Here is a 20885-nt window from a genome sequence, read left to right on the forward strand (position 1 = left end):
TATGACAGAAAAGAAAGAAAAGACAAACGTACCAAAGACAGAAACAGAAGAACTCAAAGATTCCAAAAAAAAGGAATTGCAGATTGACTGGGCAGAAGAAGCCAGCCATGAATTGCAGGATTACATTGAAGAGCAGGGAATCTATATTCGTTATTGATGAAACATTTCTTTACCCAAAGCAAGGGGCATCGCGGTCTGATCCGTGAAGCCCCTTTTTCTATGTCTGATTTTTTCTTTTTCTCTTTTTTATACCTGGAATTTTCCTTCATTCTTCTCTTCCAGTGCACAGATCATATGGTAGAAAATCTCATTATACGGCGTTGGAACTCCCAATTCCTTCCCCATTCGAATCATATCCCCCGCAAATGTCTCCACCTCTGTCTTTTTTCCAGCTTCAATGTCTTGAAGGGTCGAAGGTTTTCCATGGGGAATCAGATTATGAATGTATTCCTGATGTGCGATCAGATCCTCTTCCGTCAGATTGATTCCCTTCTTCTGTGCAACGGCAATGACTTCTCTTGCAGAATTCTCTCGAATGTATTCAATATGCTGGCTAACTGCAAAACCTTTATACGGAGTCCCCAGTATCGCACATGTCTGATTCTCACTAACATTGGTCATATATTTCATCCACATGGTCTTTAACATATCCTCTGGAATCTCATAAGAAATACCAGCCTGATCAAACAGCTGCTTTACTGCCTTCACCTGCTCAGAAAGTACCTCATTTCGTTCCTCTCCAAAAGAGATTTTTCCCTTTTTCTTTGGATAGGTAATTCTTCCCCCCTGATTTAAAGACGGAAGGCGAATGATCGTCGTCAGAACCTTCTCTTTATAATACGCTTTTTTAATCTTTTCTTCGCTGGTCACCCCATTTAACAATGACATTACGATGGTCTCTGGTCCAATCTGATGCTTCATATCCAGAATTGCCTGGTCTAACTGAGTATTCTTAGTTGCGAAAATGGCAAAATCCGCATATCCTGTCTGCTCCTTCGGATCTACAATATGAAACTTATAATTCACATCGTTGATGAACACTCCATTGTTCTCTAAACGCTCTCTTCTGGCTCCTCCTGCGATGACCCGAAACTGATCTCCTAACTGTTCTTTCAATCGTGGTGCTACGAATGCCCCAATGGCACCCAAACCCACTAATGCAACTGTCTTAATCTCTCTCATGTCTTTTCTCCATTATTCTATAATATAGTAATTGATGTCACAGTATCCTTCGTCATCCTTCTTGCTGGTATTGGCTCCCGCCACAATCCCCTTGCTGGTATACTGCCACATATGATATTTATATGGGTAGCTTGGTCCTGTCTTTTCTACTCCATAATGAGCCACCCAGATCTTATAGTCCTTGATGGCACTGTGCTTAAAGTATCGCATCAGGTGAGATGCAGAGGAATATACCATTGGGGTATACCCTGCCTTCTTGATTTCTTCACAAAAAGCCACTGTAAGATCTGTGACATTCTTTCTTCCTGTGGCAAAGGTACACTTTTCTTCCACATCATAGGCAACTGGAAGCTTCAGATCTTCCGGCCCAATTCCATACTTATGTAACAATTTCAGACAAAATCTTGCCTCTTCCTTTGCTTCACGGACTGTGGTCGCATAGGAATAAAAATACACTCCCATACGCATATTATAATACTTTCCACTACGGTAATTCGTCTTAAAATACTGGTCCTCCGCCATTTCTCCAGTTCCTGCATCCCCACGGCCCACCCGCAGCATAGCATAATAAATTCCCTGCTTTTTTACTTTGAACCAATGAACCTTTCCATTCCATGCAGATACATCGATTACCTTTACTTTATCTCCATATTCTACACGAATACTCTCCTTTTGTATATAATAAACTCCGACAATCAGAAAAGCGACCAGCAGAAGCAGAATCTTTAGATGAAACATATTCTGCTTCTTTTTCCTTCTTCGCCTCTTCATGACACTCCTTCTTTCCTTTTCCTGCCCTTTGCTTTTTCTCCAATTAAAGTTATAATAATATTCAAGAATGCGATTGGCATTTTTAATATTAAAGACAGGAGCAAACTATGATTTCCATTATTTTATTCTTATTATCCGTTTTCTGTATCATTTACTACGGTATCATCATCGCCTACTCCGGCCCAAAGACCTCATTTATTGGTTTCTGGCCTGTGGCTGCCATGCTGTCTGCTTTCTTTGCAGTATTTTTGCAAAGCAGCTTTTTCCTAAGCCTGCCACATGTCATTACTCTTATTTTAAAGCTCTTTTTCATCACTGTCATCTTATTATTTGTGATTCTTTTCTTAAGAATTTCTGTATGTCGTTCTGATGCGGACATAAATGCGGATTATCTTATCGTTCTTGGTGCTATCGTTCGGGGAGAAACCCCTTCCAACGCATTAAAAGAACGAATCCAGACCGCCTTCGACTATCTAAAGACCCACGAGGATGCCATTGCCATTTTGACTGGCTATCGCAATCCTCAGGCGACGATTTCTCAAGGTGCGTGTATGCAAAAGGAACTACGCAGGCTTGGAATTCCTGCCTACCGCCTTCTAGTAGAGCCGGATGCCCGTACCACTTATGAGAATTTTCAATTTTCCAAAGACTATATGACCCGATTAGAACCAAAGACTGCTTTCATTACCAGTGATTTTCACTTATACCGTGCTAAAAAAATTGCCGCAAAATGCGGCTATAAAAATATCAAAGGCATCGGGGCCAAGACTCCGACACCTCTGATCCTTCACTGTTATATTCGTGAAGTATTCTCTGTAATGAAATTCTTCTTACATGCTTTGTAATTGTTTATTTTTCTATCTTCTCAAAATCAGCTGCACCATGCTTACAGATTGGACAGATAAAATCTTCTGGAAGCGGATCGCCTTCATAGATATATCCGCAGATTTTACATACATATCCAGTCACCTTCTTTGGTGCTTCTGGTTTTGGTTTGATATTCTTCTGATAATAATCATAACTTGTCGTTGGTACATCTGCCAAAACTTCTGCATCCGTTACATCTGCAATGAACATGGTATGTGTTCCCAAATCCAACGTATTGATCACCTTACCGCTAATATAGGCATTGGTATCCCCGGTTACATAGTAAAGTCCATTCTCACTGCGTGTTGCATCCTTATAATCAGCAAACTTATCTACATCTCGTCCAGATTGGAAACCAAAATGCTTAAATACATCAAAGGTTGCCTTTTCTGACAGTATGGATACATTAAATACCCCTGTCTTCATAATCATATCATGGGTATAATTCTGCTTATTTACGGTAACAGAAATGCGATTCGGTGTAGAAGTCACCTGAATGGCCGTATTGATCACACATCCATTGTCCTTCTCTCCATCCTTTGCTGTAAGAATATACAATCCATATCCTATCTTAAACATTGCTTTATTATCCATATGTGTTCCTCCTTTATATAAAAAATATTATGATTCGAAAAACATAAAAATCTTATTCCAATAAGAGCGAATCTGCTCTTCTTCTCCCATAAAAATCTCATGACCGGAATCCGGAAATACCTCCAGCCTGGCATGCTTTACATATGTTAAGAACTTATTCTGTCCCCCATTCTTCACCGTCATATCCCGACCTGCCTGGCACAAAAGCACATCTGCCTTTATTCGACTCGCCCATAAAGGACTGATGATCCGCCTGCATGCCCGAACGGCCTGATAGACCCATCCATAGCTGGAATCACAAGTCTGATATTCCTTATGTTCTTTGATATACTGACATGTATAGAGATATCTGGCTCTGGAAGCTGCACTGCTCTTTTCAAACCCTTCCGGCGTCTTATAAGACTTGGTCTTATTGAGATGATCATACTTATGCCCTCTTCGTACCTTAAAGCCTGCCAATACCCGCACAAAAAGCTCTGGATACCTGCCAAGCCGCATCTTCATCATCGGAGAGGACAAAACTGCCTTTTTCACAGAATTTGGATAAAGCTCCAGATAATATGCTGCCACAGCTCCTCCCATGGAATGCCCATATAGATAGATCGGCTTGTCCGCTGCATAACCCTTTACCACACTTTCTATCATATAATGTACATCGATGACATATTCCTCAAAATGGTCCACATGGATCAAATATGGGTCCTCTTCCACATATCGGTAAGACTTTCCATGCCCCACCTGATCCATCAAAAATACCCGATACCCATGCTGTACAAAATAATAAGCAGCTTCTTTATATTTCTCCATGCACTCTGAATATCCATGCAGCAAAATCACAGAAGCCTGAAATTCTTCCGGCAAAAATCCCTCATAATAAATCTTCCGCCTATGAATCCTTCTTGCATAACCACTGACCTTTATGCGCTCCAAATACGGAAGTACCTCTTCTCTCATGACCTTTTCATAGTTCTCTTCTCTTAAATACACAACTACTGCCACTCAAAATATGGACAAATATACCCATATCGAGATATTGAAAGTTTTCACAAACTTTTCTTACTGCTTCATCCTGTATGCTTTTGCGATTACAAGTAATACGCTACTCACAAGTTCTTGTACAGTCCACAGTCGTAAATTCCCGACTAAAGCCATCGGTACATGCCTACAAACGCTTGTTTTATGCTATTTTGTAGGATGTTGCATCTCTTAAATTAAGACTTGCATTATAATCTCTATCAGCATGATATCCACATTCACAAATATATTCTCTATCAGAAAGTTTTAAATCTCTCTTAATACAACCACATTCATGACATAACTTACTTGATGGATACCATCTGTCTACAATTCTTAATTCCATTCCCAGTTCTTTGCATTTTGCTTCAAGTTTTGTTCTAAACTCATAGAATTTCTGTGAAGCAACTGCCTTAGAGAGATGTCTATTCTTCATCATTCCTTTTACATTCAAATCTTCAATGGTAATATAAGATGGTTTGGTTTTCACTATCTCATTTACACATTTATTGATATAATCAGCGCGAATATTTTCTATTCTATGATGAAGTTTCTGTACCTTTAAGACCTGTTTTTGAATATTTTGTCTAGTGGCTTCTCCTTTCATTTTATTGTTGCGTTTTTTAAAGTCTTCGTATTTTCTCGATAGACAACGCTGTTCTCTTTTTAATTGTTTCTCTAATTTTTTTAATTTTGCGGTTTTATTTATATTTTTCTTTCTAATACCGTTACTGATAACTGCAAATTCCTTGATGCCTAGATCAATTCCTAATCCAAAATTATTTAATTTTGGTTTTTCTGTATTTGGAATATCAATCAAAACAGATACATAATATCTTCCAGCCTTGCAGGAGACTGTACCACTTTTGATCACATATCCTTGCTTTGTTGTTGGAATGTAACCCTTTTCTTTTAATCTTACCCATCCAAGAGTAGGGATATTAATTCTATGTCTTTCACAGAAGCAGTCTTTTGGATTATTTTTCACAAAATACATTTTCACATCTGACTTATTCTTTTTTTTAAATCTGGGAAATCTACTTTGCTTTTTAAAAAATCTGGTAAAAGCAGTATACGCATTTTCCATGGATTTTTTAACTGACTTAGAACTCACATCTTTTATCCATAAATATTCTGGATTATTTAGTAGAAATTCATTATTTAGCCAAACACTAAAAGATTTTGCTGTCATAAATTTTTCACCTTTGTTATAAAGTTCTTTATTATGGGCAAGATAAAAATTATAAATAAATCTACAAGTTCCAATTGTTTTATTTATCTTTTGTATTTGTTCCTGCGTTGGGTTTATTTCCGTTTTGTAACTCTTTCGCAATTTCCTCATCCTCCTTTATCTGATTTTTATACTTGCGAAATCCATACAATCTACAACTGAACACATGTAAGATTGATATAATATCTTGAACTAATTCTTCATTCGGTGAAAGAGTTTCATTGTTTACAATAATACCTTTTGCATTACAAAATTGCTTTAAAAATTCTACTTGATTTTGTAGATCATCTTTTTGATTTCTTATAGAAACTCTTGCATATATTACTGTGTCCCTTATATCATTCTCTGTTTGGATCCCTTTGAATTGTAAATATTGATCATAAGTATAATATCTTCTGTTAGTTGGAGTACGATTTGCTTTGAGAATTCCATCTCTGTCCCAACGTTGAAGAGTTTTTACTGACACTCCAAGTAATTCAGCAAAATCTTTTGGTTTATAATTTGTGATATTTGATGTGTTCATAAATAATTCTCCTTTCTTTATAAACACATTGCATCACATATAAACATATTTATCTATATTTTTGATTGCTTAACAACTACTCCTCCTGATCAGGTCCTCTCTCTCCAATCTTTTCATAGACAATATCATATAGAAAACAGTTTTCTTATATAAACTACTTCTATTTTAGCACTCTTTTTCCTATAAGCCAATACTTTTAAATAGGAAACAAACTGGGAAAAAAGCCTTATTTTATGGTATACTTAAGATACTGGATTTTGAAAGTATTCCTGGAGGTAATAATAAGCATGGTAGATATGAATGTATTAACTTTAAATCAAACCTATACTGCCAAACAACTGGCAAGTCTATGGGGCTATAAGAGTCATCATGCCCTCGTAAAGGGCGTATTTCACCCAAAAGGCTCCGATATCCTAATTCTTTTTGTAACAAAAGAACGCCAACCGGGAAGTACCCAGTTTAAGAATGAACTGCGTGGAAATATGATCAAGATCGAAGGCGCCGATAAACATGGGACTGATCAGCTTCTATTGGCTAATCAGGGACAGGATAAGGATAAGATTTATTTATTCTACCGTGAAAAGCATACCCTGCCATTTACCTTCCTCGGACGGGTCCATCTGGTACAAAGCTTTATCTACACAGATAAATCCAGTGAATTTGAATTCTTTATTGAGAATTTGGAATCCATCGAAGATGACATGGCACTTTTGGACTATGTCATTCATTATGATGAGAATCTATCTGCCAGTCTGGACGTGGTATGTCACTCCGCCAAGGATCTGACCTATCATCTGAAATGCGAACGGGATATTAATAATCGGGAACAGGTAACCAGGCTCCTTGGATACAGCTGTGCCATCTGTGGATTCAATTATGCCAAAGCCTATGGTAAAGACCTTGCAAAAGATTTTATCGACATTCATTATATTGGAGATGGGAAACAAGATGGGAATCCAGACATTTCCAAAGACTTTGTCCCTGTCTGCGCCAACTGCCATCGCATGCTGCATCACAAACGCAGCCATAACATCAGCGTCGAGGATCTTAAGAAGCGAGTAGCTTATTATAAAAAAGAGCCAGATTATGAACAACTGACTCTTTCTTTTGAATAACCACTATTCTAACGACACATACCCCGTCGTTTTCTTATAATATAGTACATGCTATGTTCCATAGCCATAACCTTTTCCAAAGGTACACTCTTAAATACCGACATCTTCATCTTATATTTAATCCAGAAGAAGGAATAGATGGAAAGCAGCAAGAATACAGCACCAGTCAGCAGCCAGATGGCATGCCGTTCTACCGGATCTGTGGAAATATTTAAGATCATGTAGACCGTTCCTATAATCCCGATCATAGGAATCACTGGTCCAAATGGAACTTTAAAGGTTCTTGGTGCCTTTGGAAGCCGTCTGCGAAGTACCAATACATCAATATGTGCAAATATGTAAGATACCATCCAGAATACAGAGCCCACCAGAATAAAAAAGCTGATCGCATCTGAGGAATCGTTGCTGATAAATGCAAAGATCAAAATTAAAATGCTGACAAACCAGACTCCGATATACGGAACTCCATTTTTATTGGTTTTCGCAAAACACTGCGGCATCATATTCATTTTAGCCATTCCCTGACAAATGCTTGATAAGCCATTGATTCCGGAATTCTGTGAGCTGATTACCGCCAATGCTGCAACAAATGCCATCCAGATTTTTCCCGGAGTTCCTAAGAGGTTCACTCCATACAGCAGATGGGGTGCCGGCGAATTGGCAAGCTCTCCCCAGTCTGTGTAATTATGAAATCCAAATACCAGAATGGATTGAACTACACAGATAAGAGCCAGTCCTAAAAACATTCCCAGCGGTACATTTCTTCTGGCATTTTTTACGTCCTTAGAAATTGGAATCACGTACTCTGCTCCGATAAACAACCAGAAGGCCACTGCTGTCATAGATGCAATGACAGAAAAATCAGTCGTCATATAGTATGGCTGAACTACCTTCGGTCCCGTTCCCATACCAATCGCTCCAATCACTCCCATAATTACCATAGATGCCACCATAAGAAAGGCCACTGCATCCTGGATCTTTGCAAACATATCTACCCCTTTTAAATTGGCGATCAGAAGAATGATCGTCATCACTGCCGTATAGACAAAATTGGGAATCGGCAGTGGAATGGTCTCGCCCATGGCATAGGCAAAAATGGATGCTTCTACACCAGAAGATAATACATTACAAAACAGATAGCCTCCTACCATAGAAATCAAGGTAGGAAATGGTCCAAGGCTTGCCAGTGTATACTGCGCCAGTCCTCCTGTCGTATTGGGCATCAACGCATTTAACTCTGATAAAGATGCAATGGTGGTCATATTGAGCAGACAGGCAATGACCATTGCAAAAATAAATACAATTCCAATGGTTCCCGCTCCCTGTCCAAGAGAGACCAGACAGCTGGTTGCAATGACCAGTCCCACAGAAACAGAGATAACACTACGGAGTCCTAATTTCTTTTCCTCCATGTAAATCCCTCCTTCTATAAGGCATCCACGCCTTCGTCACCAGTTCTGACACGGATCACATTATCAATACCGTAGACAAAGATCTTACCGTCTCCAATATGTCCTGTATAAAGCTCCTGCTTTACCATCTCTACGATTTCCTTGATATGTTCCGTTTCCACAATAATATTAATCTGCTGTTTCGGAAGCAGCTCCATCTCACTCGCTTCATCTACTTCATATTCTCTCGTTCCTTTTTCAACACCGCAGCCCAAAACCTGCATCACGGTCATACCTCTAACGCCTGCTTTACTAAGTGCTGCTTTTAAATTTGAAAGTTTAGACATTCCTGTAATAATTTCGATTTTTGATAAACTCATATGTATTTCCTCCTCTTCATACTGCCTTTTTTTATTTTTTATTAACATTGATCCCAAGATACTTCTCAGGTGTCATTCCTGCAAAACATTTAAAATCTTTTACCATGTGGGACTGATCATAATAGCCACAGTCTACGGCAATCTGATTCAGTGTCTGGAATTGTTCTCTATGTCCCATCCGATTTAATACATTCTGAAATCTTACAAACTTTTCAAACACCTTTGGTGAGATACCATGAATCTGCTTAAAGACCCGTCGGATATAACATGGTGAATATCCAGTTTCTTCACTCAATGTCTGAATCGTAATATTGCCTTTCTGTTCATAAATTCTGTTTCGGATATAATCCTCCAGAGAAAGAAGCACATTCGCATCGTTTTCTTTTTGAAGGGATTTCATATATTCCTTCAAAAATGTCCGGCTATGTCGGACAATCCCGCATTCTTCCCCAATCTGCTGCACAAGACTCCTGCCTATACTACTATTGTCCAGTTCCAAATCCTCATTGATCAGATCCCCAATCTCAACATCTTTGGGAAGTATACATTTTCCAGGCTGAAAGCTGACGCCAAAGTAGGTCGTCCCTTCATACAAAGGCCAGTCCTTTGCCTTTAGGACCGTCCCGCCTATATAAGTATGAATTCGATCCTTTTCAATACCAAATAACAGATCCACACTCCCATCTGGTACTGCCTGTAACTGCTTCTTATGATTTTCACAAATCTTAAATTCATAGAAATGAGAAATGCCATATTGTTTTACTACAATCTTCTCAAAATTAGTAGTCTTTAGTGGCATGTATGGCTGCAACAGCTCAATTTCTCTGCTTCTTCCTCTTTCCATAGAATCATTCCTTCCTAATTAAGCCATTTTAGGAACGTCCCATAATGGCAATTCCATGCCAATTCCTTTCTGCACTGCATTGCGATATACCTCGCCACCCCATGCAATATCTTCTACTGGCATTCCTCCAACAGAATAAATGATGATCTCATCTTCCTTTTCTCTGCCAGGGTGCTTTCCAGTCATGATATCTGCAATGTCAATAATATCTTCTCTTGCAATTTTTCCCTCATGCAGAAAATCTGTGAACTTGGAACCAATAATCTGAACCAGTTCATAGCTTGGATATGGGAATTCTTCTGCCCAGGCTTCATATAATTTATAATTATCAACTACTTTTTTGCACCGTTTTATAAGGAATTCCTCCTCAAATCTGGCTGCAGATGGCATACAGATCAAGGCTCCTTTCTTGACCCATGCCTCATCGATATATAAGAAATCTTTTTCCTTCACCGGTGCTGTTGTATTCACTCCCACAATATCGCTGTCTCTGACTGCCTCTTCTACGGTATCACACACTATGACCTCTTTGATCTGTGGGCATTCCTCCTTTACAAATGCGAGGAAAGAATCCATGGAACGTTTTCCTCTTCCCTTTACTTTTAACGTATCCAGCTTTGGACATACGCTGATAAACGCCTGAAGAGAGGTCTTGCCCATAACACCTGGTCCGATAATAGAAACAACCTTTGCATCCTTTCTGGCCAGATATTTGGCACCTACCCCAGGAATGGCTCCTGTACGATATGCACTGACCAAATTGGCGGACATTAAAGCAAGGGGTGCCCCTGTATCTTTATCATTTAACATCATCATCAAAATAGATCTTGGAAGGCCTTTCTGTTTATTTAACACGTTAGAGCCGTACCACTTCATACCTGCCATCTGATAATTTCCTCCCAGATATGCCGGCATGGCCATAAAGCGGCGGTCATCTGCATTGGCAGGCATTCCTGGAAATTGAGGATGGTCCGGAAAGCTGATCTGTGTTCCATGAGAATTATGATTGGTTCCTCCCATGACATAATCCCCTCTATTTAACGTCAGCAACAAATCCTCCATAACCTCCACGCAGCGTGGCATATCCGTGACACCTGCTTTTATCATATCCGGTTCACTTAAATATAAAAAACTGATTTTTGTATCCATCTTTTCCTCCTGACCGGCTGATATATGCATCTTTATTGATAATATAAAAATTTCTTATGTAATAATAAAAAGGGCATCAACAGTTTTCACTATTGACGCCTTTGTCATAGATACAATATATCATAACCTTTTTTTATTTTCTACCATAAATTTCACTTCATTTCGGAAGGGAACCCCCTCTGAAACGCTATTTCTAAATGACTGCGTGAAAGCGGTCATAACGAAATTCCTTCATATCTAAAAGTGTCTGTTCCTCCAATGCCATTTGTGACAGAAGAATTCCGACTACCGGAGAAATTCCAAATCCATGCCCGGTAAATGCACAGGCAAGAATCAATCCCGGAACCTCTTCCACTGGACTGATGACTGGAATACCATCTGCACAGAGATCCTCATAACCAGCCCATGTCCGTACAATTTTAGCATTGGCAAGCTTTGGAATATACTTCATGATTCCCCGGCAAATACAAGGTGCCGTAATGCTGGATGTGGCATTGGTTCCGTTGTCCTTATTCACGGACTCAAATCCAGAAGCACCTCCAAATACAAAGGAGCCATGATCCGTCTGATGTCCATAGAAGTCTGCATCTGCTGTTCCGAGCATCTGTGGAAACATCTTTGGTTCTGCTTCCGTCACCAGTGCTTCGATCAGTTCCTTTCGCATTGGAATATCAATTCCTACGGTTTCTACGATTTTACGGCTTTCATAGCCGGCAGCGACGATGATCTTCTCTCCTTCATAGACATTTTTCTTCGTAATGACTCTTCTGGCCTTTCCTCTCACTTTTTGAATCTGAACCACCTCTTCTCCTGTATAGAAGCAGACACCTAAATCTCTGGCTCTTTTATAATATCCAAGTGTGGCAATCAGCGGATTTGCATGTCCATCGGTAGGACACCAGCTGGCTCCAATGACTTCCTCAGAAAGATATGGATTGATGGCTCTGACTTCCTCTCCACTGATCATCTTAACATCCAGGCCACAAGCAGTTGCCCGATCGGTAAGTCCCTGAAGAATTTCCATATGCTTTTCTGTCTTTCCCAGTCTCAGATTCCCTTCTTTGTGATATTCTACATTCACGCCCAGTTCTTCCGATAATACCGGCCATAAATGCTCTACACTATACATGGCAAGAGGCAGTTCTCTTGGGTCTCTTCCTGACTGTCTCACCCCTCCGCCATTTCTGCTGGAACCTCCATTTCCTATGCTGTCATCTGCTTCTAACACAATAACGGAAGCGCCCTTTTTCGCAAGGTTATATGCAGCTGCACATCCAATGATGCCGCCTCCGATAATCACTACTTCTGCACAATTACTCATCTGCATCCGCCTCCTTTGCAAACACTTCCATTTCAATTGGTCTCATTGGAGATCTGGACGTTGCCGGTTCCAGTTCATCCGGGGATACCTGAAGCTCTGCTGCCACAATTCTTTTTACCAGCTTTGCACAGGTCTGTCCTTGGCAAAGTCCCATTCCCGTCCGTAGATATCTTCGAATCTCTGTTAAGGTGTACATACCCTCATGTACTGCTTTTCTGATTTCCCCCTTTGTAACCTCTTCACATCTGCAGATGAGCATATCATCATCTGGTGCTGCAACAAACGGCCCTATATCCATGGATCTATCATTTATCTTCTTCATATCTGACCTCCTGTAATTACTCTGCCTTATAGAATCTGACCCTCATACCCATCTCTTCTGGAACTTTAATCGTCAGTAGATTGGTATGATCATAAGCCTTGGATGTCTTCACTTCGATGACTGTGGCTTTACAAAGCTTTTCTCCATTTCTTCCCAGACCATAGCCCTCATCTCCTTTTTCAGGCAACGGAAGGAATTCATATGGCATGGTAATCAATGTAAAACCAGGTTCCACTCCTTCCTGTAACAGGAAGATGGCCTGTCCGGAACAGGAAGCCACACACAAACCACATCCAATACATTGTGCTGTCTCATCTACAGCCGGAAGAGAAGTAATCTTCTCTCCAATCTTGATGCAATGCTTTGGACATGCATCCTGACAAGGGTTACATGGAATGTTCTGCGTACACTCCATAACCGGATGGATTCCCACACGATGTGTCACTCCTGGATAACGTTCAATCTCATCATCTGCCACAAATCCCTTCTTTAACAAATTCATTGAGGTAAGAACGCCTTCCTCTGTTCGTTCTAAGATCTTTCCTCTGTTTTTCGGAGCAAACATTCCCTGTCTTAATCCTTCCAATGCACTGGTTTGGCAGCTCATATTTTCCTCCAACTCATCCCCATTGATGTACCCAAGGTAATGAGCCGCCGCAATTCCTGCCATTCTTCCTTCAATCATGGCTGAGCTTGCTTCTTCAATCCCAGATACGTCTCCTGCCACAAAGATTCCATCAATTGATGTTTCCCCATATTTATTACAGATTGGAACCTGTCCACCCCGTTTCGGGTTGTCCTCCATCTCACATCCTGCCATCTTAAGCAGCTGAGACATTGGTGATAATCCAACTGCAAGACAGATGGTATCCACATCGAAATGCTTTTCCGTTCCTTCCATGAATTGAAAATGTTCATCCACCTGGGCAATGGTAACTCCGGTTACTTCTGTCTCGCCCTCTGCCTTTACAATCGTGTGAGAAAGATAAAATGGAACTCCGGTTCTTGCCACTTTAGCTGCATGAACACCATAGCCTCCTACCCTTGGAGCTGCATCCACCAGCGCTACGACTTCACATCCTGCCTGAATCAATTGAAATCCTACGACAAGACCAACATTACCGGAACCTAACATTAAGATTTTCTTTCCCGGCTTAATCCCATGAAGATTCATCATGGTCTGAGCTGCTCCGGCTCCGATCACACCCGGAAGAGTCCATCCATCGAATGTAACCATGTTCTCTGCTGCTCCTGTTGCAACGATCACAGCATCTCCTTTATAGTGATGCACCTGATCATCGATTTGGACTACAATTTCCTTATCCATATATAATCCAACTACTGTGGCATTTAACACAACTTCTACGCCAGCTTCATCCGCTTCTGCTAATAGCTGCTGACCGATCACAAAACCTCTGACTTTTGCTTTGTGCTCCTTAGAACCAAAGAACTTATGAATCTGCTTAAATAGCTGTCCTCCTGGTTTCTCATTCTCATCAAAAACGATAACCTGAAGTCCTCTTTTCGCCGCCTCAATGGCTGCAGACAACCCTGCGGGACCAGCACCTACAATAACCAAATCATATCTTTTCATTTCCATTCCTCCCTACTGTTCTTCAAATGGCTCTGCCAGCACCCCATACTGGGTCTGTACTACCATACCTTCTTTTAAAGGAGTCACACAGGTTCTTACATTTGGCTTTCCATCAACGACCATAACACAGTCTGTGCATCTTCCAATGGCACAAAAGATACCTCTTGGTTCATGCTTCTTCTTTGTATATCTGTGAACCATAACACCAGCCTCTTTTAATGCCGCTGCAATGGGTTCTCCTTCAAAGCCCTCCAGCTTTTTTCCATCATAATAAAATGTGATTTTTTTTCCTTTTTTAAATTCTCCTAAAATTGGATGTTCATCAATTCTGTTCTGCATACAACCAACCTCTTTTCTTCCAGATTATCTCAAGATGTAACAAAAAAGAAAGATGCCCATACCTCTATGTATTGGACACCTTTGTCTGATCTTTGGCTATTCACTTTTGTTATCTTCTAACTTGTTCCCAGATTATCATAAAGAAAATGCCCTGTCTTGTAAAAAACGATACAAGACAGGGCGAATGACATCTTTCTATTATTTTTTCCTAATGCTGGCAGACATATATAAAATCAATGCTACTACGATCACAAGTGCCACTGGCGTTTCCAGACTCTCACGATACGCCGCATTCAATTCTCCCAATCCGGAATTGATAATGGCCAATACGATCATGCCGATCCAAAATCTCATCTTCTTCTTATCCATCTTTTGTTCCTCCTGATTATCTTTCGCTTATCGCTTTCTTCGTCGCGCCTGCTGTCTTTTTCTCCGTCTCGCTCTTTTAATTCTCTGCACATGAATAATACGAAGAATCACAGCAACACAGAGAATCACCAAAATGATCACACCGATCTTCACCCCTAAGATCACCCGATCCATGACTGTCGGTGCCTTATGATAAGAGATTTCTTCCCCTGAATGATCCACCTCTGTAGTCACTGCAGTCGTTGCATCACTTTTCTTCTCATAAGGAGAAAAATCCCCATTCTTTTCTACATATTTATAAAGCTTGATGGAATCCGAATAAGCAGTAGCAGAATTCTCACTTTTTAGAATCACACATGCCAAAACCCGGTGATTGATATTGGCATAGGTCACTAAAGTTCCGCCTGCTGTAGTCGTGTAGCCTGTCTTTCCACCCAGACATGGTTCGTAATAATACTCACTTCCATTTCGGATCATACGGTTTCCATTGATCCAGGTACGAACAGAATCATATTTATTGGTTGCTTCCAGATCATAACGAGTTGTTCTCATAATCTTTCGCAATGTAGTATTCTCATAAGCGGCCCTTGCGATCTTAGCCATATCTGCCGCAGTCGTATAATGATTATCATCGTGTAAGCCGCTGGCATTGACGAAGTTGGTATTGGTACATCCCAGCTGCTTTGCCTTGCCGTTCATCAATTCTGCAAATCCAGGCAAATCTCCCCCTACATAATAAGCCAGTCCATGTGCCACATCATTGGCAGAATGGAGCATCATCACATAGAGACTCTGCTCTACCGTAAGCACCTCTCCCGGCTTAATATAAGCTGCACTGCTTCCTGGCTCAATAGAATACAACGCCTCTTTAGAAAAGGTTACCTTCTTATCCAGATCACAACGTTCCAAGGTAATCAGTGCTGTCATAATCTTAGTAATGCTGGCCGGATATCTCTTTACCTCCGTATTCTTGCCATATAACACATCGCCGGTCTCCACATCCACTACAATCGCTGACTTTCCGATGATGTCTACTTTATTACTATTACTGTCGGCGGCTGTTTCAACTGGAAATACGGTTGTCATAAACATCACGAACAGGACCATTGCTATATATTTCAATTTTTTCATTCCTTTTCCTCCCATTTGCAATAGTTTATTATATCAGATTTCCATATGAAATTAAAGATTTTACCTTCAACAAATCGAGTAGGAGGAATTTCTCTTGATTGAGAAATTCCGACCTCTCACACCACCGTGCGTACCGTTCGGTACACGGCGGTTCAATCAACTTAACAAGTAACACACCTTTCGGTGTAGTAATCTAACATTGAGACTAATCCGAATGAGGTTAGTCTCTTATTGCTTATAGCTTGGCATACATCTGAACCTCGACATACTCTTGCGAACCCTTTAGCGTAGGATGTTCGCTTTGCTGCCCATTGGGGCACGCCTAGTTTCATTAAATTCTTTGCCCTGTTTTGTGGTGTTTTCCATTGTTTCCATATACACATACGAAGTCTGAATCGGATATGTTTATCCATTTCTCTGCACAGATGTTTCATACTCCCTATCTTGAAGTAGTTAACCCATCCTCTGATAAGTTGATTGAGTTTCTCCACTTTGTAGCTGTTGCTTACACCCCAGCTACGACAGGTGAGTTCCTTCATCCTCTTCTTGAATTTCTCAACTGATTTTGCATGTGGCTTCGCCTTGTATTGGTGTGCTCTTGAATCAAAATAGAATCCAAATCCAAGGTATTTGAGTCCTTGCGGTTTATCCACTTTACTCTTTGTCATGTTGACCTTAAGCCCTAGTTTCTCCTCAATGAATCGAGAGATATTTCTCATTACTCGATTTGCAGACATTTCACTCCCAACCATAATGATACAGTCATCCGCATATCTCGCGAAATTGAGCCCTCGCTTTTCCATTTCTTTGTCAAGTTCATTGAGCATGATATTCGCTAATAGCGGAGAAAGATTTCCTCCTTGCGGTGTTCCTATTACAGAGTCTTCATACTCATCATCAATCATAATTCCACTGACAAGATACTTTCTCACAATGGAGATGACATCTCCATCCTTGATTGTTCTTCCAATTAAGGTCATCAGCTTGTCATGATTTACTGTGTCAAAGAACTTTTCCAAGTCAATGTCTACAATCCAATCATTACCATCATTCATCATATCAAGTGCTGTTAGGATTGCTTGTTGTGCACACCTATTCGGTCTGAATCCATAACTGTGGTCATGGAATTGTTCCTCATAGATTGGTGTTAGTACCTGTGCAATGGCTTGTTGTACAAATCTGTCTGTTACCGTTGGTACTCCTAGGTTTCTGACACCACCATCAGGCTTTGGTATCTCCACTCTTCGTACTGGTTGAGGTTTGTATTTTCTTGTCCTCAACTGTTCCTTGATGATTTCGCCGTTCTTTGCAAGATGTTCCTTGAGTTCTGTGTACTTCATTCCGTCCACTCCCTCTGCACCTTTGTTTCGTACGACTTGCAGATATGCTCTGTTGAGATTATCACTAGATAATATCTGCTCCATTAGATTACTTGTGTCCATGCGTTCTTTCCTTTCCGTCTCGCTTGATTTGACCATCTTTTACCCGATTGGTTACGGCAGATGTTGTCATTTCTGCAATACGAGACATACTCAAACTGATTGATTGTTCGCCCCTTCACTCCATCCCCATTACAGAGACTTCTTCACTACTATGGGCTCGGCTGATTTCTCACAGTTCGTTGTTACTAGGCTGATGATACCTCTGTGAGACCTCCACGCTTAAGGTGCACGCTCTTTCCTCTCATCTATCCGCCACATTTACTCGTACTTCCAGCAACTTTTGGACTTCATCTCCTTTTGCAGACTTATCCGTATTTCCGAGCCTTATATGTGATTTCTGTCCGTCGGACCAAGAGTTTGCTTACAGCTTCCTTCAGATTCCACCTCACGATGGACACCCTTGCTGTTCGGCTATACACTTCCTCGTTGCCTAGGCGTGTTCGGGACTTTCACCCGTTAGAGCGCGCCCATGGCGCGCAAACAAAAAGAGAAGAACTTTCATTCTTCCCTCATTTTTTTGATTTGTCAAAATTTAAAATACACAACTATTTTCTAGACGCCTATCGATCCACTCGTAACTATTTCCCATTTTTCAGTCTTTTCATTTTTCTGTAAGATCCAACACCAATCATCTATTTCTGTATACTTTTCCTCAGTGCTATCTCCCCATGGACCTACAAAATATTCTGCCTGTATGGCTATCATGGATTTTTTATCCTTATACTCTAAGCTTTTTACTTCTTTATCAGAAAATTCCTCATTATAGTATACTTTATCCAGCCTACATCCAGAATATTCTTGCCTAAACTCTTCTTTTATGCAAGAAATCGCATCCTCCAGCTCTCCTTGATCATATTTCGAAGATGCTCCTATTTCAACATCTACTTTGTCAACTTTTCCATCTCCACTCCAGCTAATCAAATATACTCCTGCAACAAGGATAACCACAAGAAGTATCAGCTTTTTTAAATGCTTTTTCATAATAATGTTCCTCCATATTGTATTTCATAATATATAACAATACAAATATAATAAATGTCTCAAAAACTTTAATATAAAAGTTTTATGAACAAATACATTACCCATATACTAACATATTGTGTTAAAAAAAGACCGTTTTAACGCCAACGGTCTTTTTTTAGACGTAAAATATATCTTTACTTATCTGATTTCTCTATAAGATCAAGATATTTTTCTCTTTCCTCTTTTGGTATATCCAGCATCTCCATGGTCTGTTCAAAAGAAATACCATTCTTTGTAGATAATCGAAGGACCATATTGGCAACTGCCCGATTCTCTCCTTGTTGTCTACCTCTCTCTTCTCCAATTTCTTCGCCAGCTCTTTTACCAGATTCCCATCCGTCTTCATAACTCCACTGCTTTTCATTCTGGATATGTTCCTGTTCATTATATTCCGTTAAGATCATGTCCCGCACCTCTGCCACTCAAAATATGGACAAATATACCCATATCGAGATATTGAAAGTTTTCACAAACTTTTCTTACTGCTTCATCCTGTATGCTTTTGCGATTACAAGTAATACGCTACTCACAAGTTCTTGTACAGTCCACAGTCGTAAATTCCCGACTAAAGCCATCGGTACATGCCTACAAACGCTTGTTTTATGCTATTTTGTAGGATGTTGCATCTCTTAAATTAAGACTTGCATTATAATCTCTATCAGCATGATATCCACATTCACAAATATATTCTCTATCAGAAAGTTTTAAATCTCTCTTAATACAACCACATTCATGACATAACTTACTTGATGGATACCATCTATCTACAATTCTTAATTCAATTCCCAGTTCTTTGCATTTTGCTTCAAGTTTTGTTCTAAACTCATAGAATTTCTGTGAAGCAACTGCTTTAGACAGATGCTTATTCTTCATCATTCCTTTTACATTCAAATCTTCAATGGTAATATAAGATGGTTTGGTTTTCACTATCTCATTTACACATTTATTGATATGATCGGTACGAATATTGTCTATTTTATGATGAAGTTTCTGTACCTTTAAGACCTGTTTTCTAATATTTTGTCTAGTGGCTTCTCCTTTCATTTTATTTTTTATTTTATTGTTGCGTTTCTTTAAGTCTTCGTATTTCCTCGATAGACAACGCTGTTCTCTTTTTAATTGTTTCTCTAATTTTCTTATTTTTGCAGTTTTATTGATATTTTTCTTTGTAATACCATTACTAATAATTGCAAAATCTTTAAGTCCCAAATCAATCCCTAATCCAAAATTATTTAATTGTGGTTCATTCTGATCAGGAATCTCTATTAAAACTGATACATAATATCTCCCAGCCTTGCAGGAGACTATACCACTTTTAATCACATATCCTTGCTTTGTTGTTGGAATGTAACCCTTTTCTTTTAATCTTACCCATCCAAGAGTAGGGATATTAATTCGATGTCTTTCACAGAAACAATCTTTTGGATTATTTTTCACAAAATACATTTTCACATCTGACTTATTCTTTTTTTTAAATCTGGGAAATCTACTTTGCTTTTTAAAAAATCTGGTAAAAGCAGTATACGCATTTTCCATGGATTTTTTAACTGACTTAGAACTCACATCTTTTATCCATAAATATTCTGGACTATTTAGTAGAAATTCATTATTTAGCCATACACTAAAAGATTTTGCTGTCATAAATTTTTCACCTTTGTTATAAAGTTCTTTATTATGGGCAATATAAAAATTATAAATAAATCTACAAGTACCGATTGTTTTATTTATCTTTCGTATCTGCTCTTGTGTTGGATTTATTTCCGTTTTGTAACTCTTTTGCAATTTCCTCATCCCCCTTTATCTGATTTTTATACTTGCGAAATCCATACAATCTACAACTGAACACATGTAAGATTGATATAATATCTTGAACTAATTCTTCATTCGGTGAAAGAGTTTCATTGTTTACAATAATACCTTTTGCATTACAGAATTGTTTTAAAAATTCTACTTGATTTTGTAGATCATCTTTTTGATTTCTTATAGAAACTCTTGCATATATTACTGTGTCCCTTATATCATTCTCTGTTTGGATCCCTTTGAATTGTAAATATTGATCATAAGTATAATATCTTCTGTTAGTTGGAGTACGATTTGCTTTGAGAATTCCATCTCTGTCCCAACGTTGAAGAGTTTTTACTGACACTCCAAGTAATTCAGCAAAATCTTTTGGTTTATAATTTGTGATATTTGATGTGTTCATAAATAATTCTCCTTTCTTTATAAACACATTGCATCACATATAAATATATTTGTCTATATTTTTGATTGCTTAACAATCGC

Annotated in this window: 24 protein-coding genes; 3 read left to right on the top strand and 21 right to left on the bottom strand. The window is 39.3% G+C overall.

The window, feature by feature from the left end:
- Position 1 precedes the first annotated feature (1 nt).
- Positions 2–157, top strand: a complete 156-nt coding sequence (locus BHF69_RS14190; protein ID WP_158022579.1) for a hypothetical protein — start codon at positions 2–4, stop codon at positions 155–157.
- An 89-nt stretch (positions 158–246) separates the two neighbouring features.
- On the opposite strand, the gene BHF69_RS11050 is transcribed toward BHF69_RS14190, so the two are convergent.
- Both BHF69_RS11050 and BHF69_RS11055 read right to left on the bottom strand, forming a co-directional pair.
- Positions 247–1182, bottom strand: a complete 936-nt coding sequence (locus BHF69_RS11050; protein WP_075671514.1) for a ketopantoate reductase family protein — start codon at positions 1180–1182, stop codon at positions 247–249.
- A gap of 12 nt (positions 1183–1194) precedes the next feature.
- Complete coding sequence (locus BHF69_RS11055; protein WP_075671515.1) at positions 1195–1953, bottom strand: glycoside hydrolase family 25 protein; 759 nt, start codon at positions 1951–1953, stop codon at positions 1195–1197.
- A gap of 107 nt (positions 1954–2060) precedes the next feature.
- Between BHF69_RS11055 and BHF69_RS11060 the strand changes: the two genes are divergently transcribed.
- The gene (locus BHF69_RS11060) at positions 2061–2798 is read left to right on the top strand and encodes a YdcF family protein (protein ID WP_083651252.1); all 738 of its coding nucleotides are present in this window, start codon (positions 2061–2063) and stop codon (positions 2796–2798) included.
- A 4-nt stretch (positions 2799–2802) separates the two neighbouring features.
- On the opposite strand, the gene BHF69_RS11065 is transcribed toward BHF69_RS11060, so the two are convergent.
- From BHF69_RS11065 to BHF69_RS11080, 4 genes are all read right to left on the bottom strand, one after another.
- Complete coding sequence (locus BHF69_RS11065; RefSeq protein ID WP_075671517.1) at positions 2803–3414, bottom strand: flavin reductase; 612 nt, start codon at positions 3412–3414, stop codon at positions 2803–2805.
- A 27-nt stretch (positions 3415–3441) separates the two neighbouring features.
- On the bottom strand, positions 3442–4401 hold the full coding sequence (locus BHF69_RS11070; protein WP_075671519.1) for an alpha/beta fold hydrolase: 960 nt from the start codon (positions 4399–4401) through the stop codon (positions 3442–3444).
- Between the two features lie 190 nt (positions 4402–4591).
- Positions 4592–5770 (bottom strand): RNA-guided endonuclease InsQ/TnpB family protein, encoded by a 1179-nt coding sequence (locus BHF69_RS11075; protein ID WP_075671521.1) that lies wholly within the window; start codon positions 5768–5770, stop codon positions 4592–4594.
- Positions 5700–6167 carry a MerR family DNA-binding transcriptional regulator gene (locus BHF69_RS11080; RefSeq protein WP_143249550.1) on the bottom strand — a complete coding sequence of 156 codons (468 nt, stop codon included), beginning with the start codon at positions 6165–6167 and terminating at the stop codon, positions 5700–5702. The genes BHF69_RS11075 and BHF69_RS11080 overlap by 71 nt, the downstream gene beginning before the upstream one ends.
- A gap of 302 nt (positions 6168–6469) precedes the next feature.
- On the opposite strand from BHF69_RS11080, the gene BHF69_RS11085 reads away from it, so the two are divergent.
- Complete coding sequence (locus BHF69_RS11085) at positions 6470–7297, top strand: HNH endonuclease (RefSeq protein WP_075671525.1); 828 nt, start codon at positions 6470–6472, stop codon at positions 7295–7297.
- An 8-nt stretch (positions 7298–7305) separates the two neighbouring features.
- Here BHF69_RS11085 and BHF69_RS11090 read toward each other — a convergent pair whose 3' ends face one another.
- The 15 genes from BHF69_RS11090 to BHF69_RS11155 all read right to left on the bottom strand — a co-directional run bounded on the left by BHF69_RS11090 (position 7306) and on the right by BHF69_RS11155 (position 20790).
- Positions 7306–8709 carry an APC family permease gene (locus tag BHF69_RS11090; protein WP_075671527.1) on the bottom strand — a complete coding sequence of 468 codons (1404 nt, stop codon included), beginning with the start codon at positions 8707–8709 and terminating at the stop codon, positions 7306–7308.
- A 14-nt stretch (positions 8710–8723) separates the two neighbouring features.
- Positions 8724–9068 (bottom strand): P-II family nitrogen regulator, encoded by a 345-nt coding sequence (locus BHF69_RS11095; protein WP_075671529.1) that lies wholly within the window; start codon positions 9066–9068, stop codon positions 8724–8726.
- Between the two features lie 31 nt (positions 9069–9099).
- Positions 9100–9912, bottom strand: a complete 813-nt coding sequence (locus tag BHF69_RS11100; protein WP_075671531.1) for a helix-turn-helix domain-containing protein — start codon at positions 9910–9912, stop codon at positions 9100–9102.
- 18 nt (positions 9913–9930) lie between these two features.
- Entirely contained in the window at positions 9931–11061 is a 1131-nt protein-coding gene (locus BHF69_RS11105; protein WP_075671533.1) for a tyramine oxidase subunit B, read from the bottom strand.
- Positions 11062–11254: 193 nt separating this feature from the next.
- Positions 11255–12382 carry an NAD(P)/FAD-dependent oxidoreductase gene (locus BHF69_RS11110; protein ID WP_075671535.1) on the bottom strand — a complete coding sequence of 376 codons (1128 nt, stop codon included), beginning with the start codon at positions 12380–12382 and terminating at the stop codon, positions 11255–11257.
- Positions 12375–12704 (bottom strand): (2Fe-2S)-binding protein, encoded by a 330-nt coding sequence (locus BHF69_RS11115; protein WP_075671537.1) that lies wholly within the window; start codon positions 12702–12704, stop codon positions 12375–12377. The genes BHF69_RS11110 and BHF69_RS11115 overlap by 8 nt, the downstream gene beginning before the upstream one ends.
- Before the next feature lie 16 nt (positions 12705–12720).
- Complete coding sequence (locus BHF69_RS11120) at positions 12721–14298, bottom strand: FAD-dependent oxidoreductase (protein WP_075671539.1); 1578 nt, start codon at positions 14296–14298, stop codon at positions 12721–12723.
- A 12-nt stretch (positions 14299–14310) separates the two neighbouring features.
- Complete coding sequence (locus tag BHF69_RS11125) at positions 14311–14637, bottom strand: (2Fe-2S)-binding protein (protein ID WP_075671541.1); 327 nt, start codon at positions 14635–14637, stop codon at positions 14311–14313.
- Positions 14638–14835: 198 nt separating this feature from the next.
- Complete coding sequence (locus BHF69_RS14195) at positions 14836–15006, bottom strand: hypothetical protein (RefSeq protein WP_158022580.1); 171 nt, start codon at positions 15004–15006, stop codon at positions 14836–14838.
- A 27-nt stretch (positions 15007–15033) separates the two neighbouring features.
- Positions 15034–16137, bottom strand: a complete 1104-nt coding sequence (locus BHF69_RS11130) for a D-alanyl-D-alanine carboxypeptidase family protein (RefSeq protein ID WP_075671543.1) — start codon at positions 16135–16137, stop codon at positions 15034–15036.
- Between the two features lie 161 nt (positions 16138–16298).
- Complete coding sequence (ltrA, locus tag BHF69_RS11135; protein WP_158022527.1) at positions 16299–17579, bottom strand: group II intron reverse transcriptase/maturase; 1281 nt, start codon at positions 17577–17579, stop codon at positions 16299–16301.
- 552 nt (positions 17580–18131) lie between these two features.
- Positions 18132–18560, bottom strand: a complete 429-nt coding sequence (locus tag BHF69_RS11140) for a hypothetical protein (RefSeq protein ID WP_075671545.1) — start codon at positions 18558–18560, stop codon at positions 18132–18134.
- A 176-nt stretch (positions 18561–18736) separates the two neighbouring features.
- Positions 18737–19006, bottom strand: a complete 270-nt coding sequence (locus BHF69_RS11145) for a hypothetical protein (protein WP_075671547.1) — start codon at positions 19004–19006, stop codon at positions 18737–18739.
- Between the two features lie 196 nt (positions 19007–19202).
- Positions 19203–20393 carry an RNA-guided endonuclease InsQ/TnpB family protein gene (locus BHF69_RS11150; protein ID WP_075671549.1) on the bottom strand — a complete coding sequence of 397 codons (1191 nt, stop codon included), beginning with the start codon at positions 20391–20393 and terminating at the stop codon, positions 19203–19205.
- Positions 20323–20790 (bottom strand): MerR family DNA-binding transcriptional regulator, encoded by a 468-nt coding sequence (locus BHF69_RS11155; protein WP_143249551.1) that lies wholly within the window; start codon positions 20788–20790, stop codon positions 20323–20325. Before BHF69_RS11155 ends, BHF69_RS11150 begins: the two co-directional genes overlap by 71 nt.
- Positions 20791–20885 lie beyond the last annotated feature (95 nt).

Source organism: Anaerostipes sp. 992a, assembly GCF_001940245.1.
Classification (GTDB): Bacteria; Bacillota; Clostridia; order Lachnospirales; family Lachnospiraceae; genus Fimousia.